General features: G+C 66.6%; 10 protein-coding genes. 6 read left to right on the top strand and 4 right to left on the bottom strand.

What is annotated here, in order from left to right:
- Nucleotides 1-378 precede the first annotated feature (378 nt).
- The 4 genes from K2Z83_RS03440 to K2Z83_RS03425 all read left to right on the top strand — a co-directional run bounded on the left by K2Z83_RS03440 (nt 379) and on the right by K2Z83_RS03425 (nt 6183).
- Nucleotides 379-1563 carry a PAS domain-containing protein gene (locus tag K2Z83_RS03440; RefSeq protein WP_220593792.1) on the top strand — a complete coding sequence of 395 codons (1185 nt, stop codon included), beginning with the start codon at nt 379-381 and terminating at the stop codon, nt 1561-1563.
- A gap of 64 nt (nt 1564-1627) precedes the next feature.
- Nucleotides 1628-1918: a circadian clock KaiB family protein gene (locus tag K2Z83_RS03435; RefSeq protein ID WP_220593791.1), complete on the top strand. Its 291-nt coding sequence runs from the start codon at nt 1628-1630 to the stop codon at nt 1916-1918.
- Nucleotides 1919-2046: 128 nt separating this feature from the next.
- Nucleotides 2047-3561, top strand: a complete 1515-nt coding sequence (kaiC, locus tag K2Z83_RS03430) for a circadian clock protein KaiC (protein WP_220593790.1) — start codon at nt 2047-2049, stop codon at nt 3559-3561.
- A gap of 99 nt (nt 3562-3660) precedes the next feature.
- Nucleotides 3661-6183 carry a bifunctional diguanylate cyclase/phosphodiesterase gene (locus K2Z83_RS03425; protein ID WP_220593789.1) on the top strand — a complete coding sequence of 841 codons (2523 nt, stop codon included), beginning with the start codon at nt 3661-3663 and terminating at the stop codon, nt 6181-6183.
- A 58-nt stretch (nt 6184-6241) separates the two neighbouring features.
- Here the strand turns inward: K2Z83_RS03425 and K2Z83_RS03420 are convergent, their stop codons facing one another.
- The 4 genes from K2Z83_RS03420 to K2Z83_RS03405 form a co-directional block, all read right to left on the bottom strand.
- Entirely contained in the window at nt 6242-9529 is a 3288-nt protein-coding gene (locus K2Z83_RS03420) for a tetratricopeptide repeat protein (RefSeq protein WP_220593788.1), read from the bottom strand.
- 80 nt (nt 9530-9609) lie between these two features.
- Nucleotides 9610-10545, bottom strand: coding sequence for an ornithine carbamoyltransferase (argF, locus tag K2Z83_RS03415; RefSeq protein ID WP_220593787.1), 936 nt, complete (start codon nt 10543-10545; stop codon nt 9610-9612).
- A 40-nt stretch (nt 10546-10585) separates the two neighbouring features.
- Nucleotides 10586-11455, bottom strand: coding sequence for an ATP-binding protein (locus K2Z83_RS03410; protein ID WP_255603233.1), 870 nt, complete (start codon nt 11453-11455; stop codon nt 10586-10588).
- Complete coding sequence (locus K2Z83_RS03405; RefSeq protein WP_220593786.1) at nt 11343-12053, bottom strand: DnaD domain-containing protein; 711 nt, start codon at nt 12051-12053, stop codon at nt 11343-11345. Before K2Z83_RS03405 ends, K2Z83_RS03410 begins: the two co-directional genes overlap by 113 nt.
- A gap of 208 nt (nt 12054-12261) precedes the next feature.
- Here K2Z83_RS03405 and K2Z83_RS03400 point away from each other — a divergent pair, with 208 nt between their 5' ends.
- Together K2Z83_RS03400 and uvrA are read left to right on the top strand one after the other, a co-directional pair.
- On the top strand, nt 12262-13557 hold the full coding sequence (locus K2Z83_RS03400) for an MFS transporter (RefSeq protein WP_220593785.1): 1296 nt from the start codon (nt 12262-12264) through the stop codon (nt 13555-13557).
- A 261-nt stretch (nt 13558-13818) separates the two neighbouring features.
- Nucleotides 13819-16818: an excinuclease ABC subunit UvrA gene (gene uvrA / locus K2Z83_RS03395; RefSeq protein ID WP_220593784.1), complete on the top strand. Its 3000-nt coding sequence runs from the start codon at nt 13819-13821 to the stop codon at nt 16816-16818.
- Nucleotides 16819-16897: the final 79 nt, after the last annotated feature.

Below are 16897 nucleotides of genomic sequence, written 5' to 3'. Positions count from 1 at the left end.
TGGGGGGTGAGGGCTGCCCGGCGGCAAACGGTAAAGCTGCTACGAACCATGCCTTAGCGCGAATAAGTCTTGAGTCAAGCCCCACCGGCTGGCGACTGAAGTCGCGCCGGAGCGGCGCTGCGCGCCGGGCGTCGGTCTGCGCCGACGCCGACGCCGCCCGCGGAGGCGGGCGGTTGGCCAGAGGCCCCCGCGCTGCGACTTCAGTCGCCAGCCGAGGCACCGACGCGCACAGGTTAGCCCAGCGCTTGTTCGCGCTAACTACTTTTTGTTGCGATCTCGCAATACTTGCGCTTGACAGGCACCTCTATGGCGATCATCATGGTGGAATAGGCTAATATAGGAGGTTATTGGCCTGATGGCACCTGCGGAGGCGCGCGGATGGATTCGGCAGACAACCAGCTTGTAGCATTTTCCGATGCCGATGCGCGGCTTCAGGCGGTGGTGAATGTGAGCCTTGAAGGGGTGCTGATCGTCGATGGCGACGGACGGGTGCGCTTTGTGAACCCGGTCGCCGCCGCGCTCCTGCACCGGCGGGCCGAGGATCTGATCGGCCGGATCTTCGGCCTGCCGTTTATGGTTGGCGAGGTCGCCGAGATCGGCCTGCTGCGGCCATCGGGCAACCTGCTGATCACGGAGATGCGGACGGCGGCGATCACATGGCACGGGGAGCCGGCGCAGCTGATCGTGCTGCGCGACGTGACCAAGCAGCGCCGCGCCGAGGAGGCGCTGCGCGACGCTGAGGGCTTCAGCCGGACCATCCTGAACTCGCTCGCCCAGCGGATCGCGGTGCTCGATGACCAGGGGGTGGTTGTGATGGTGAACGACGCCTGGCATCAGTTCGCCGTCGCGCACGGCGACGAGCAGCTGCGCAAGACCGGGGTGGGCGTCAACTACTTCGATGTCTGCCTGACCGCCACCGGCGTCGGCTCACAGTATGCGCCCGGGGTGCTTCAGGGCATGCGCGATGTGCTGAACGGCGAGCTGCCCTTCTTTGATCACGAGTACTCCGCCGATTCCCCCGATGAGGAGCGCTGGTTCCATATGCGGGCGGTGCCGCTGCACGGCCAGCGACGTGGCCTGGTGATCTCGCACACGGATATTACGGATCAGCGGCGTCACGGCTGGGCCGTCGCCGAGGCCAATGCGCTGCGTGAGCAGCTCCAGGCCCGCGAGCGCGAGCTGCTCGCCGTCAGCACGATCTCGGGCACGGGGCGATCCGTCGCCCGCACGCAGCGCGCCGAGTCGGTGCTGCGTGTCGATAGCCCCGCCATCTTCCTCGACTGCGTCGAGCAGTACAGCGCGCTGCTGGATGCCGCGATCGAGGCCCGCAGCTTTGATACCGCCCCCAACATTCAGGTTTCGGCGCGCGCTCTGGCAGTACGCCTCGGCGAGCAGCACGCCGTGGCCCGCGATGTGGTCGAGATCCACCTGGCCGCGCTGCGCTCCCGCAGCATCGACGCCTCGCCCAGCCGGCAGCAGGCCTACCTTGAGGATGGAAGGGTGCTCGCGCTCCAGCTGATGGGCTACCTTGTGACGTACTACCGTGATGGAGTTGTGGTATGAATATTTGCATATTGTCAATTTTCAGTTATGATAATCTCGCGATGAAAGTGACAGGCTGATCTCTGTGAGCACGATTGTTCTTCAGCTCTTTATCGCTGGGCGCACGCCGCGCACCGAGCATGCTATAGCTACACTCCAAGTGCTCATTGTCGAGCGCCTTGCCGGCTACCCGTGTGAGCTCGTCATCGTCGATGTGCTGACAGATCCACAGCAGGCCGAGGAGCGTCAAATATTTGCGACGCCGACCCTGATCAAAGAGTCCCCGCTGCCGCAGCGCCGGATCATTGGGGATCTCGCCGACGCCGATGGCCTGCTCACCGCCCTCGGCCTGCCGCCGGCGCGCTTGCCCTCATGATACAGCGTTGTTCGCTTCCGTACGCCATGTGCCCGCCAGGGATGCGCGGGCGTTCCTCCAGGGCTAACAAATCGGTGGTAGCTCTTCTGATCTCATAGCACACATACAAGACTATGACCGTGTTTCCCATGACCCCCCCAATTGAGAAGCTTCCCACCGGTATTCCAGGCTTCGACCATATCTCCAATGGCGGGCTGCCGCGCGGTCGCACCACGCTCGTCTCTGGGACGGCCGGCAGCGCGAAGACGGTCTTCGCCACCCAGTTTCTCGCCGCCGGCATCCAGCAGTTCGATGAGCCCGGTGTCTTCATCACCTTCGAGGAGACGCCCGAGGCGCTGCGGCGCAACATGGTCGGCTTCGGCTGGGATATCGCAACCTGGGAGGCCCAGGGCAAGTGGGCCTTTGTCGATGTCTCGCCGCAGCCTGAGGCCGAGGAGATCGTGCGCGGCGAGTATGACCTTGGCGCCCTCCTCGCCCGCATCACCTACGCCGTGGGCCGGGTGGGCGCCGCCCGCGTGGTCCTCGACTCGCTGGGGGCGATCTTCGCGCGGATGGAGAACAGCCAGATGATCCGCAGCGAGCTGCTGCGGATCGTCGCCGCGATGCGCCGCATGGGGGTGACGGCCATCCTCACCGCCGAGCGCACCCAGGAGTATGGCGAGATCGGGCGCTACGGCGTGGAGGAGTTTGTCACCGACGATGTGGTGATCCTGCGCAACCCGATCGAGGAGGAGAAGCGCCGGCGCACGATCGAGATCCTCAAGTTTCGCGGCACCTCGCACCAGAAGGGCAGCTTCCCCTTCACGGTCATCCCCGGATCGGGCGTGGTGGTCATCCCGCTCTCGGCGATCGAGCTGAAGCAGCGCTCCTCGAACCTGCGCATCAGCTCCGGCAACGATGATATCGACCGCATGTGCGGCGGCGGCTTCTTCCGCGACTCGGTCATCCTGGTGTCGGGGGCCACCGGCACCGGCAAGACGCTGATGGCCACCACCTTCCTGGCCTCGGGCGCCGCCCAGGGCGAGCGGGTGCTGCTCTTCGCCTTTGAGGAGAGCCGCGACCAGCTCTTCCGCAACGCCACCGGCTGGGGCTTCGACTTCGAGGAGTACGAGGCCAGCGGCCGGATGCGGGTGATCTGTAACTACCCCGAGGCGGCCAGCCTGGAAGACCAGCTGATCATCATGAAGAATGAGCTCGAGACCTTCCGGCCGCAGCGCGTGGCGATCGACAGCCTCTCGGCCCTTGAGCGCGTCTCGACGATGAAGGGCTTCCGCGAGTTTGTGATCGGGCTGACCTCGTTCATCAAGCACCAGGAGGTGGTCGGCCTGTTCACCTCCACCACGCCGATGCTCCTGGGCGGGAGCTCGATCACCGAGGCCCACATCTCGACGATCACCGACTCGATCATCCTCATGCGCTATGTCGAGCTCTTCGGCGAGATGCGCCGCGGCATGACCGTGCTGAAGATGCGCGGCTCTGCCCACGACAAGGAGATCCGCGAGTTCATGATCGACGGCGGCGGCCTGCATATCGGGAAGACGTTCCGGACGGTCTCGGGGATCCTCTCTGGGCAGTTTACCCACACGACGCCGAGCGAGATCGAGCGCCTCGGCAACCTGTTCAAAGATGACACCGGGGTATAAGCTCGTCTCATGACACGCCATCCCCGAGGGCGAGGTCTTCCGATGAAAGAGGGCTATTCGAGTATTGCAGATCACTACAGCCCACCATCTGCGACTGCCATGACCGACAGTACGTTCCTGCGCGCGATCAATACTACGGGCAACGACCCGCAGCTCATCCTCGATGCGGATGGGGTCGTGTGCTTCGCCAACCGTGCCGCCGAGGCTCTGTTCGGGCGCAGCCGCGATGAATTGCAGGGGTTCCCCTTTGGCTTCCCCCTCGCATCGCACGAGACGACCGACCTGGAGATCATCCGCCCCAACGGGAGCGTGGCCCTGGTGTTGATGCGCGTCCAGCCGCTGACTCTGGACGGCAGGCCCGCCTTCCTGGCCACCCTCAGCGATATCACCGAGCGCCGGCGGAGCGAGCTGCTGCTGATCGAGTCGCAGCAGTTTCTGCGCTCGACCCTCGACGCGCTCTCGGCCCATATCGCCATCCTCGATCAGGACGGCATGATCGTGGCGGTGAACCAGGCCTGGCAGGAGTTCTCGCGCAGCGCCGGCTACAACCCGTACCGCAGCGGCGTGGGCTACAACTACCTGGCCATCTGCGACGCGTCCGAGGGTGAGGATGCGCCGATCTCTAGGGCGGCGGCGGCCGGCATCCGGGCGGTGATCGCGGGCGCGCAGACGCACTTCCACCTCGACTACCCCTGCCACGCGCCGGATCAACACCACTGGTTCACCCTGCGCGTCACCCGCTTCGGCGAGGGCGATCACCTCCGGGTGGTGGTGGCCCACGAGGACATCACCCGCCGCAAGCAGGCCGAGATCCTCAGCAACGAGCGCCGGCAGGTGCTTGAGCTGGTGGCCCGTAGCCAGACGATCAGCGTGGTCATCCAGCAGATCCTCGTGATGATCGAGCAGCACTACCTGGGCCTGATCTACGCCTCCCTGGCGCTCGCGGATGTGCCGGTGCAGCACCTTGCCCGCCCCGATCTGCCGGACGATACGCTGGCGCGGCTGGATGTGTGGTCGCGCATGCGCGCCGACAGCCGCCTGTCCGATGGCGCGGGGTACGGGAAGATCGTGCGATGCCCTCCCGGAGACGCCCGCTGGAACGAGATAGCGGACATTGTCGCCGATACAGGCCTGAAAGACTGCTGGCTCGCGCCGATCCACTCCCACACGGGCCGGCTCAATGGCGTGCTGGTGATCCTCCTTAGCGTGCCCGTGCCGCTAGATGTCGATAATCTCCAGGTGGTCGAGCTGGCAGAGCAGCTGCTGATGATCGCCATGGAGCAGCAGGAGCACACCCACCAGATGGCCTACCAGGCCCACCACGACGCTCTGACCGGGCTGCCGAACCGGCTGCTCTTTGACGATCATCTGGGGCGGGCGATCGAGTCCGCCCGCCGGTCTGGCAATATGATCGCCGTGCTGTTTATCGACCTCGACCGCTTCAAGCAGATCAACGACTCGCTTGGACACACCATCGGCGACGCCCTGCTCATCCATCTGGCCCGCCGCCTCGAGAGCTATGTGCGGAGCGCCGATACGCTGGCCCGCCGGGGCGGCGATGAGTTTATGATGGTGCTCACCGAGATCACCGGGCCCCAGCAGGTGGCGAAGGTGGCCCATCGCCTCCACGAGCTGCTCCAGCCGCCCTTCCACATCGCCGGGCACGAGCTCTTTGTCAGCGCCAGCATCGGCGCCAGCCTGTACCCCGCCGACGGCGAGGACTCTGATAGCCTGCAGCGCTGCGCCGACACGGCGATGTACCGCGCCAAGAACACCCTGCGCAACAGCTTCCAGTTCTTCGACTCGGACACGAACCAAACCGCCCTGGAGCGCCTGCGCCTGGAGAACTACCTGCGCCGCGCCCTGGAGCGCAATGAGCTCGATATCTACTACCAGCCCAAGGTGGACATGGCCGGCCGCATCGTCGGCGCCGAGGCGCTGCTGCGCTGGAAGCACCCCGACCTCGGCATGATCCCGCCGATCCGCTTCATCCCGCTCGCCGAGGAGCTCGGCCTGATCATCCCGTTTAACGCATGGTGTATGGCGAACGCCTTCCGTCAGGTGCAGCGCTGGCAGCGCCCGGGCCGCCCCATCTTTATGTCGGTGAATGTCTCGATCATCCAGTTCTCACAGCCGAACTTTGTCGAGAGCCTGCGCACCATCGTGGCCGAGAGCGGCCTCGCCCCGAGCCTGATCGTGCTTGAGCTGACCGAGAGCATGCTGATCGGCGACCGCTCCAGCGTCACCCAGATGCTCGACCGGCTGCGCTCGCTCGGGCTGACCCTGGCGATCGACGACTTCGGCACGGGCTACTCGTCCCTCGGCTACCTGCGGCGTCTGCCGATCAGCATCCTGAAGATCGACCGCTCGTTTGTGTCCGATATCGGCACCGAGCGCGACGATAGCGGGCGGGCGATTATCATGGCGATCATGAGCCTGGCCCACCAGCTCGGCATGCGCGTCGTGGCCGAGGGTGTGGAGACGGTTGCCCAGCGCGACTTCCTGCACAGCGTCGGCTGCGATATGATCCAGGGCTACTTCTACAGCGAGCCGCTTCCCCCCGCGCTCTTCGAGCATCTGCTCCGCGACGATCATCTGCCCGGGCCGATGTGGAAGCAGTGACGTCGCTGAGGGTGTGGGAGAGCTTCGCTCTCCCACAAAAAAACTGCTTACCTGTCCCCTAGCTCTTGATCTGCGACTGGCGCTGCTGGAGCATGCGGTTGGCGGCCGTCGCCAGCGCCTCGATGCGCCCCTTCTCAACGCCCTCCATCTTCAGCATGCGCGCGTAGAGCTGGACAGCCTGGCCGTACTCCTCGCGGCGCATCAGCATATCGCCAAGGAGATAGTAGGCGTCGAGATCCTTCTGGTCCAGGCCGATGATCTGGTGCAGCTCAGCGATCGCGCCGTCGTAGTCGCGCTGCTGGGCGAAGATGCGGGCGATCTGCTTCTTCTCGGCCACGGCCTCGCCGGTGCGGCGGGCGAGGGTGTGCATCAGGGCCAGCCACTGGCGGGCCTCAATATCATTGGGCGCGATCTGGACGATCTTATCATAGACGTGGCGGGCCTTCTCGTGCTCGCTCATCATCCAGTGAACCTGGGCGGCCTCCTGGAGCGAGGCGACGGCGTCCTTCAGCTGGCCGGCCTTGCGCTGGAGCTCGGCGGCGCGCATGAGCCCGTCCACGCCCTTGTCGAGGTAGCCGCGGCGCAGCTGCATGCGCGCCAGGCGCCCGCTGATCGCAATATGGTTCGGCGCAATCTTCAGGGCGTACTCCAGCATCTCGATCGCCCGGTCGAGCTGCTGGCGCTCCTCGTAGTAGGTGGCGAGCTCCTCAAGCTGGGCCAGTGCCTCGCCGAGCTTGCCCTGGCGGAAGTAGACATCGGCCAGCTTCGTGTGGATCGCCCGGTCGTAGGGGACGAGCTTCTTCGCCTCGACGAGGGCCTGCTCGGCGCCGTCGAGGTCGTCGGTGGCGGCGTAGGCCTCGGCCATGCGCCGAGCCAGCTCGCCCTTGGCCAGGGGCACGGCGAAGGTGTGGGTGATGTTCGGGTTCGCGGGGTTGCGCCCAGCGACGGCCTGGCCCTTATGCAGCTGGGCCAGGGCCTCCTCGGCCTTGCCCATCGCAATATAGCTATCGGCGGCGGCCTGGTAGATCAGCACCGGGTGCAGCAGTGGGTCCGCATCGCTCTCAAGCATCATCTGGGCCTGCTCAAGCTCCAGCAGGGCGGAGCTATGCTGGCCAGAGTGCTGCTGAATGATCGCCAGGATATAGTGCAGAATGCTGGCGTCGGAGATCAGCAGGGCCGAGCGATACTCCGACTGCACATGGCTGAACTCCTGGGGGCGCTGCTTGATCTGGTCGAGCAGCGTGGCCAGCGAGTCCCACACATCGGCGGGCTGGTCGCCCATCAGGGCCAGGGTGATATTCAGCCGGGAGATCGCGACGAGGTCGTCGGGGCTGCCGAGCTCCATCGCCTTGCGGAACTCGCCGAGCGCCGCCTCAAATCGCTCCAGCTTGAGCAGGGCCAGCCCGTACTGCATGTGGACATCGCGGTTCTTCGGCGCCCACTGGAGCAGGCGGCGGTACTCCTCCAGCGCCTTGTTGCTCTGGCCCATCCGGTAGTAGTTGTTGGCGACGTGGATGGACTGTTCGACCGCCTCATCGACCCGGTCGGCGCCCTTGAGGATCTCGGCCAGGCGGGCGCGGGCGTTGATCGTATCGGGCGACAGACCGATGAAGCGGAAGTAGACATCGATCGTCTTCTCGGGCTCATTGCGCACGCGGTAGGTGTCGATCAGCAGCTGATACTTGGAGAGCGCCTCCTCGGGCCGGCCCTGGCGCTCGTAGATCTCGCCCATCCGCAGGTGGATGGGCAGGTAGTCCACATTCACCCGGATCGCCTCAAGGCAGGCGTCCAGCGAGGCCTCGATCAGCCCCTGGTCGAGGTACTTTCCGCTGAGCGTGACCCAGCCCTCGGTCTCAGGGTCGAGGCCAGTCGTATCGATGGGGGTGCTCGGCGCAAAGCGCGGCTCGGCGGGAGCGATCGGCATCGTCTCCAGGATCAGCAGCGGCTCGGAGATCGGCTTCGGATCAAGCTGGGCGCGGGTGCCGAGGCTGCTTGTGGTGGCAGGGCGGTCGTTGCGCAGGAAGTCGGTGATCGGCCGGATCTTGCCCCAGCTCTCCGGCATCGCCTCCTCGGGCGCCGAGACCGCATCCGGCTCCGACTGCGGGGTCAGGCTGCCGGTGCCAAGGGTGCGCAGCTTGGCGAACATATTGCGCTCAGAGAGCTCCTTCGCCCGCGCCTTAAACTCGGCGGCCCGATCGCGGCCCCAGCGCTTGCTCTCCAGGAAGGACGCGAGCGTCGAGTAGAGGGCGGCGGCGCGGGCGATATCGCCGATCTCGCTATAGATCGTCGCCGCCGACTCATACATGTTGATCAGGTCGTCGGCCTCGGCGCGGCCGATCGAGTTCAGGTCGACCAGTCCGATCGTCTGCTCGAACTCCTGGGCGGCCTGGGGCAGCTGGCCGAGCTCGCGGTGGCTCTGGCCGAGGGCGAAGTGAGACGAGAGAGCGTACTCGGCGTCGGAGGAGGCGCGGTTGAGCACGCCGACGGCGGCCCGGTGGTCGCCCCGCTCCTGGTAGATCAGGCCGAGCGAGTAGAGCACATCGGCCCGCTCGAGGCCGGCCTCCACCGCCTGCTCGTACAGCTCCGCCGCGCCGCTGGAGTCGCCGGCCTCCTGCTTCTTGATCGCCTGCTCGATCAGCTTCTCGATCTGGAACTGCTGCGAGCGGAGGGCGCCGGTCATCCCGCTCGTGCTCACCCGCAGATCGCCGCTGCCGGGGGCGGCGGGCGCCGCCGGCTGGATCCCGGCGGCGCGCGACATCGCATCGCGCAGGGTGACGATCAGATCCTTGGCCTCGCGCGAGTTCGGCTCGAGCCGCAGCGCCGTCTCGGCAGTCTCAGCGGCCGCGTCAAGCTGCTGGGAGTCATAGAGGCGGCGGGCCAGGATGAGATACTCGCCGGCCGCCTCGCGGACGGCGCCGAGCTCCTCATAGAGCCGCGCCAGACGTCGCCGCTGATCATCCATGTCGGGCCGTAGGGCGAGCAGCTCGCGCAGCGGCTCGACGGCCTGTGCGGGCCGGCGCTGGCTGACATGCAGCTCGGCCAGGCTGCGGTAGCTCTGCACTGCGGCGCTCACGTTCCCCTGGCGGCTATTGCACTGGGCCATATAGCCCAGGTAGAACGGGTTATTCTGATCCGACGCGCGCAGATCCTCAAAGATCTGCAGGGCACGGTCGAGCTTGCCGGTGTTGAACAGGGCCACCGCAGCGGCGATACGGGCATCGGTGTCCTGGGAGAACTCCTGCAGCGCGCGGATCGCGCTCTTCAGCGAGTCTTCCCAACGTCCGCCGCGGGCGGCCTCACGGCTCTGCTCCATCGCCCGCTCGAAGATTGCGCGATTTCCTGCCATAGCGTTTTGAATTGCAGATTGTAGATTGTAGATTGTAGATTGCCGGGCCTTCGCCCAATCTGCAATCTACAATCTGCAATCTACAATTCTAGAAGCGTCAGCACAAGAGCCTTCTGGACATGGAGCCGGTTCTCGGCCTGCTCGAAGATCACCGAGCGCGGGCCATCGATCACCTCTGCCGTCACCTCCTCGCCGCGGTGGGCCGGCAGGCAGTGCATGGCCACCGCCCGCGGGTCGGCGTGGGCCATCAGGGCCGTGTCCACCTGGTAGGGCTGGAAGGCGGGCCGGCGGCGGGCCGACTCGTGCTCCTGGCCCATCGAGGTCCACACATCGGTGTAGACGGCGTCGGCCCCGCCCACCGCCTCGTCCGGCGATGAGGTGATCGTGATCGTGGCGTCGCTATCGGCGGCCAGAGCCTCGGCCCGCGCGACGAACTCGGGGTCGGGCCGGTAGTCGGGCGGCGAGGCCACGGCCACGCTCACGCCAAGGGTCGCGCCGAGCAGCATCAGCGAGTTGCAGACATTGTTGCCGTCGCCCACATAGGCCAGCGTGAGGCCCTGGGTGCGCCCAAACCGCTCGCGCAGGGTGAGCATATCGGCGAGCGCCTGGCAGGGGTGCTCGACATCGCAGAGGGCGTTGATCACCGGCACCGTGGCGTAGCGGGCCAGGGTCTCAACCGTGCTGCGCTTGAAGACGCGGGCGGCGATCACCTGCACCCAGCGGCTCAGGTTGCGGGCCACATCGGGCACGCTCTCGCGCCCGCCCATGTCGATGTCGTTCGCCGAGAGGTAGCTCGGGTGCCCGCCGAGCTGCGTGACGCCGGCCTCGAAGGCCACGCGCGTGCGCAGCGAGGGCTTCTCGAAGACCAGGGCCAGGGTCTTGCCCTGCATCGGCAGCCCGGGGTGGACGCCCTTGCCGCCGGCGTGCCACTCCGCCTTGAGGGCGGCGGCCCGGTCGAGCAGCGCCTCAGCCTCGGCCCGGCTCAGGTCGGTCACAGAGAGGAAATGTCGTACCATTCGGGCAGTACTTTCTTCAACCGAGCTTCCGGGAAGCTCCTTACCAATTCCGCGACCCGGTCGGCCCCGCGCGGCCCTCGGCCTTGCGCTTACGGGCGCCGGAGCGCTGCTCGACGCTCAGGCGGCGGTAGTCGGCGGCCTCGATCATGATCCGCTCGGGGCAGAGCGCCACATCCTCCATGCGCGAGAGGATGCGCGGGTCGATCTCCTTCGGGTCACGGTTGCTGGTGATCACCGTGGGGAGAGCATAATTATAGCGGTGGTTAATAATCTGGTAAAGCTTCTCCCTGGCCCAGGGGGTGGCATTCTCGGTGCCCAGATCATCGAGCACGAGCAGCTTAGCCCGGCGCACCTGGTCGAAGCGCTCGTCGTAGTCCACCTCCGAGTTCGGGCCGAAGGTCGAGCGCAGGTGGTCGAGCAGGTCGGGGACGACCGTGAAGAGCACCTCGGAGTTCATCTTCAGCACCTCGTTGGCGATCGCGGCGGCCAGGTGGGTCTTGCCGCAGCCATAGCCGCCATAGAGGATGAGCCAGCCGCGCGGGTTGCGGGCGAACTCGACGCAGCGCGAGAAGGCCCGCACCACGCCGGGGATGCCGCGGTCGAAGTTCTCGAAGGTCTTGTCGCGGAAGGGCTCGATATTGCTGATCTTGAGCAGCTTCAGGCTGCGCAGCCGCTGCATCTCATCGTCCTTACAGTGGCAGGGGATGAGCTGGCCGAAGTCGGGGTGCCCGTAGTGAACATCGCGCACATAGAACCCGGCCCCGCGGCAGGTCGGGCAGTTCGGGTCGCCGACGCTCTCAGAGATCGGTGTCGTCGCCGCCGCGTCGGTAGAGCCCTCCGAGCTGGCCGCCGGTGTACTTCTCGATATCGATAGGTCGCCCGGCGCGATCCGGCGCATCTTGTCGTCCATTGGTGGCCCACCTCTCCAGGACCTTACGAATATAGCGCCACGAGCGGGCGTTGGCCCGCACGGCCTCGCGCATCGCATCCTCGACCCAGGCCGGCGGGTAGCGCTCCTCGGCCTCGCGCAGCTCATCCACCAACATCGGCGTCACCAGGCCGATATTCTGCTCGTAGAGGCCGATCAGCGAGGGCCGCTCGGCGGGCGCCTCGTTGGGTGCCAGGGCCGCGTGGGCCAGGGCCATCTGCTCGGCCCAGCCCCGGTTCGCCTCCGTGTTGACCAGGTACCAGCTGCTCACCCGTCCGCCGGCCGGCGCGACGAGGTGCAGCAGGCTGCCCCGGTGGACCGCCGCGTCGAGCCCCTCGGACAGCAGATCCTCCAGCGGGCGCAGCTTCGAGACGGCCCGCAGCGAGCGGCGCAGCGTCTTGTCCGCCAGCAGATCGTCCCAGCTCAGGCGGCGCGGCGTGCCACGCTGGCGGCTCAGCCGGTAGAACAGGTGCAGCGTGACCTTGAGCTCGCTGGCCAGGGTGATCGCCGGCAGCACCTCGCTGAACAGCTCGGGCGGCAGTCCGACGAGACCATCGGTTGAGAAGCCGGCGAAGGGCATTGACACCTCGGGAGCGGGCATTGGGAGGGAATGTTGCGCGCTCGCGGCGCAATATGTGCCATGTTACCACATGCGCGGGGCATTTGGATCATTCAATGCAATGATCCTGTGCATATACCTGTGCAAGGTATTGACAAAGGTGCGGCAAATGTGTTATAGTTTGCACAAGGAAATATCCCGAGCTCAAACATCTACGAGGTAGAAACCTGTGAATAGCAAGCGCTCACCACTTATCTTCATATTCCTCACCGTCTTCATCGACCTGCTGGGCGTAGGCATCGTGGTGCCGCTGCTGCCATACTACGTGAAGATCATCGAGCAGGCCGACGCGGCCTGGCTCTCCAGCAGCCGCGCCCTGATCGTCGGCGCGCTGGCCGCCAGCTTCTCGCTCTTCCAGTTCGTCTTCTCGCCGGTGCTGGGCGCCCTGTCGGACCGCTTCGGCCGCCGGCCGGTGCTGCTGATCAGCCTGGCCGGCACAGGCATCTCCTATATCGTCTTCGGCCTAGCCGACCAGCTGCTGCCCCTGGGCGTCGGCACAGTGCTGGCGGTGCTCTTCTTCGCCCGCATCCTCGACGGGATCACCGGCGGGAACATCAGCACGGCCCAGGCCTACATCGCCGACATCACCGCGCCCGAGGATCGGGCCAAGGGCCTCGGCCTGATCGGCGCGGCCTTCGGCCTGGGCTTCATGCTCGGCCCGGCGATCGGCGGCCTGCTCAGCACGATCAGCCTGGCCGCCCCGGCCTTCGCCGCCGCCGCCCTGACCTTCGGCAATGTGATCTTCGGCTTCTTCCGCCTGCCCGAGTCGCTGCCGGCCGAGCGGCGCACCAGCGTGCCCTTCCGTAAGATGAACCCGGTGACCCGCCTGCGCGCCGTGGTGGGCAAGGCGAGCATCCGCCCGCTGCTGGCCGGCGTGCTGCTGCTGAACTTCGCCTTCGCCGGCCTCCAGAACAACTTCGCCGTCTTCAGCGACCTGCGCTTCAGCTTTGGCCCGACCGAGAACGCCTTCGTCTTCGCCTTCATCGGCCTGATGGCGGTGCTGATGCAGGGCTTCCTCATCCGCAAGCTGCTGCCGATCTTCGGCGAGGCCCGCCTGGCCATCACCGGCCTGGGCATGATGGTGGTCGGCTTCGCCGGGATCGCTATGGCCCCGGTCGCCTGGGCGCTCTACCCGGCCATGGGCGTGCTCGCCGCCGGCTCGGGCATGGCCACGCCCTCGCTGACCAGCCTGATCTCGCGGCGGGTGGCCCCCCAGGAGCAGGGCGGCGTGCTCGGCGGCGTCCAGGCCTTCAACAGCCTGATGATGGTGGCCGGCCCGCTCTTCGCCGGCCTGATCTTCGACCTGATCGGCCCGGCCGCGCCCTACTTCAGCGGAGCCCTGCTGGTCGCCGCCGCCGGCCTGGTGATCTCGGCCGCCGTCCGCCCCGAGCTCACCGGCGCCGCCCCCCTGGAGCCCGCCCGCGCCGGCGTCTCCATCGAGGCCGAGCAGCACCTGGCGCACTAAAGGTAAGGGCGCAGCAGCGTCACGCTGCTGCGCCCCTAAATTGTGGTATACTAACAGCACGGCTGTTTCATACAACGTTACTGCGCCGCCACTCGAAGCACCTGCTCGCTGGCGGCGCTTTCGTCTGCACACCTGGCGCAAAGCGGGCCAACGACGCCCTCTTTGTAGCCTAAGCTGAGCCCCAGCGCAGAGCAACACTCAACATTCAACATTCAACATTCAACATTCAACATTCAACATTGACCTAGCCCAGGAGCATCCATGGGAAAAGATACGATCGTCATCAAGGGCGCGCGCGAGCATAACCTCAAGGGCGTCGATGTCGAGCTGCCGCGCGACAAGCTGATCGTGCTGACCGGGGTGAGCGGCTCGGGCAAGAGCTCCCTGGCCTTCGACACGCTCTACGCCGAGGGCCAGCGCCGCTACGTCGAGAGCCTCTCCTCCTACGCCCGCCAGTTCCTCGGCCAGATGGAGAAGCCCAAGGTCGATCTGATCGAGGGCCTCTCGCCGGCGATCGCGATCGAGCAGAAGAGCGCATCGAAGAACCCGCGCTCCACGGTCGGCACCGTCACCGAGATCTACGACTACATGCGTCTGCTCTACGCCCGCGTCGGCACGCAGTTCTGCCACCAGTGCGGTCGCGCCGTGGCCTCGCAGACGGCCCAGCAGATGGTCGACCGCATCCTCGGGCTGCCCGCCGGGTCGCGCTTTATGGTGCTGGCCCCGGTCGTCTCACAGCGCAAGGGCGAGTACAAGGATATCTTTGTCGAGGCGAAGGCCGAGGGCTTCGTGCGCGTCCGCGTCGATGGCGAGGTGCGCGGCCTCGACGATGAGATCAAGCTCAACAAGAAGGTCAAGCACACGATCGAGGTGGTCGTCGACCGCCTCGTGATGCCCGACCGCCAGCAGGCCGAGGCCAACACCCTGGATGCCGAGGCCGGCGCCGGCTTCGCCGCCTCGGGCGCGGGCAGCGAGTGGGACGGATTCGTCACCCGGCTGACCGACAGCGTCGAGCAGGCCCTGCGCGTCGGCGAGGGCACGATCATCGTCAGCGTCCAGCCCCTCAGCCCTCAGCCCTCAGCCCTCAGCCCTTCCGAAGACTGGCTGATGAGCGAGAGCAACACCTGCCTCACATGCGGGATCTCCTTCCCCGAGCTCTCGCCGCAGATGTTCTCCTTCAACTCGCCCCAGGGCGCATGCCCCACCTGCACCGGCCTCGGCACCCGCATGGAGATCGACCCGGCCCTGCTGGTGCCTAACGGCGACCTCTCGCTGAACGATGGCGCGATCACCTACTGGGGCGAGGTGCGCAAGAAGAAGGACTCCTGGGCCGCCAAGTCGCTGCTCTCGATCGCCGCCCACTACGGGATCGACATGGACACACCCTGGGGCCAGCTCACCCAGGCCCAGCGCGATGCGGTCATCCTCGGCAGCGGCAAGCAGAAGATCCGCTTCACCTGGGAGAACGAGAGCGGCAGCCGGGGCGAGTTCTTCCGCACATGGGAGGGCGTCGCCGCCGAGATCCGCCGCCGCTTCATGCAGACGGGCAGCGACTCGCAGCGCGAGTACTACACCCAGTATATGAGCGAGCAGCCCTGCCCCGACTGCGCCGGCGCCCGCCTGCGCCCGCAGAGCCTGGCGGTGCGCGTGGCCGGCGAGGGCATCCGCGAGGTCTGCGCCAAGAATATCGGCGAGGCCTACCAGTGGGCGCTGGAGCTGGCCGAGGGCATGGAGGACGGCCGCTCGCTGGGACTCACCCCCACCCAGATCGAGATCGTCGGCGATGTGCTCAAGGAGATCCGCGAGCGCCTGAGCTTCCTGCGCAACGTCGGCCTGCACTACCTGACCCTGGAGCGCCCCGCGCCCACGCTCAGCGGCGGCGAGGCCCAGCGCATCCGCCTGGCCTCGCAGATCGGCTCCGGCCTCGTCGGCGTGATGTATATCCTCGACGAGCCCAGCATCGGCCTGCACCAGCGCGATAACCGCAAGCTGCTCGGCTCGCTGCTGCGCCTGCGCGACCTCGGCAACACCCTGGTGGTGGTCGAGCACGACCTGGAGACGATGCAGGCCGCCGACTGGATGGTCGACTTCGGGCCGGGCGCCGGGGTCAAGGGCGGCGAGGTGGTGGTGGCCGGCACGCCCCACGACGTGTCCCAGCACGCCACCTCGCTCACCGGGGCCTACCTCAGCGGCCGCATGGAGATCGCCGTGCCCGGCCTACGCCGCGCCCCCGCGGGCGGCTGGATCAGCATCGAGGGCGTCACCCTGAACAATCTGCGCGATGTCAGCGTGCGCTTCCCGCTCGGCACCTTCGTCACCGTCACCGGGGTCTCCGGCTCCGGCAAGTCCTCGCTGATCACCGAGACGCTCTACCCGGCCCTGGCCAACCGCCTGAACAAGGCCCAGTTCAAGCCCGGCCCCTACGCCGCGCTCCACGGCCTGGACGCCCTCGATAAGGTGATCGATATCGACCAGCAGCCGATCGGGCGCACCCCGCGATCGAACCCGGCCACCTACGTCAAGCTGTTCGACATCCTGCGCCAGCTCTTCGCCGGGACGGCCGAGGCGAAGCTGCGCGGCTACGAGGCCGGCCGCTTCAGCTTCAATGTGAAGGGCGGGCGCTGCGAGGCCTGCGAGGGCAACGGCGAGATCAAGATCGACATGCAGTTCCTGGCCGATGTCTGGGTGCGCTGCGATGAGTGCAAGGGCCGGCGCTACAACCGCGAGACGCTCCAGGTCAAGTATAAGGGCAAGTCGATCTCTGACATCCTCGATATGGACGTGCAGACGGCCCTGGACTTCTTCGACAACGTGCCCAGGGTCAGGCGCATCCTCCAGACGCTGCACGATGTCGGGCTGGACTACATCAAGCTCGGGCAGCCGGCCACCACGCTCTCGGGCGGCGAGGCCCAGCGCGTCAAGCTGGCCAAGGAGCTGGCCCGCGTGGCCACCGGCCGCACGATCTACATCCTCGACGAGCCGACCACCGGCCTGCACTTCGCCGACGTGCAGCACCTGCTGCGCGTGCTGCACCGCCTGGTGGACGCCGGCAACACGGTGATCGTGATCGAGCATAACCTGGATGTGGTGAAGACGGCCGACTGGATTGTGGACATGGGGCCGGAGGGCGGGGACGGCGGCGGCTACGTGGTGGCCGCCGGCACACCCGAGGACGTGGCGATGGCCGAGGGGTCGCACACCGGCCACTTCCTGCGCGATATCCTCTTTGCGTCTGAGGGTCAGCGGGCCGCCGCAGACTAGGGGCGCAGCAGCAGAAACGCCTCTGTCGCTTAGACAAGGTTTCAGAAGGGCCGAGTCAGGGTAACAGTTGGCTCACGCT

The organism is Oscillochloris sp. ZM17-4, from assembly GCF_019599295.1.
GTDB lineage: Bacteria > Chloroflexota > Chloroflexia > Chloroflexales > Chloroflexaceae > Oscillochloris.
The sequence above is the reverse complement of the archived record's forward strand: the minus strand, read 5'-3'. Positions and strand labels throughout refer to the sequence as shown.

What these genes read in the sequence shown, in the direction of transcription:
- argF (WP_220593787.1), bottom strand. Translation starts at nt 10,545, where the DNA reads ATGGTACGACATTTCCTCTCTGTGACCGACCTGAGCCGGGCCGAGGCT.
- K2Z83_RS03425 (WP_220593789.1), top strand. Translation starts at nt 3,661, where the DNA reads ATGACCGACAGTACGTTCCTGCGCGCGATCAATACTACGGGCAACGAC.
- kaiC (WP_220593790.1), top strand. Translation starts at nt 2,047, where the DNA reads ATGACCCCCCCAATTGAGAAGCTTCCCACCGGTATTCCAGGCTTCGAC.
- uvrA (WP_220593784.1), top strand. Translation starts at nt 13,819, where the DNA reads ATGGGAAAAGATACGATCGTCATCAAGGGCGCGCGCGAGCATAACCTC.
- K2Z83_RS03420 (WP_220593788.1), bottom strand. Translation starts at nt 9,529, where the DNA reads ATGGCAGGAAATCGCGCAATCTTCGAGCGGGCGATGGAGCAGAGCCGT.
- K2Z83_RS03440 (WP_220593792.1), top strand. Translation starts at nt 379, where the DNA reads ATGGATTCGGCAGACAACCAGCTTGTAGCATTTTCCGATGCCGATGCG.
- K2Z83_RS03405 (WP_220593786.1), bottom strand. Translation starts at nt 12,053, where the DNA reads ATGCCCTTCGCCGGCTTCTCAACCGATGGTCTCGTCGGACTGCCGCCC.
- K2Z83_RS03410 (WP_255603233.1), bottom strand. Translation starts at nt 11,455, where the DNA reads ATGGACGACAAGATGCGCCGGATCGCGCCGGGCGACCTATCGATATCG.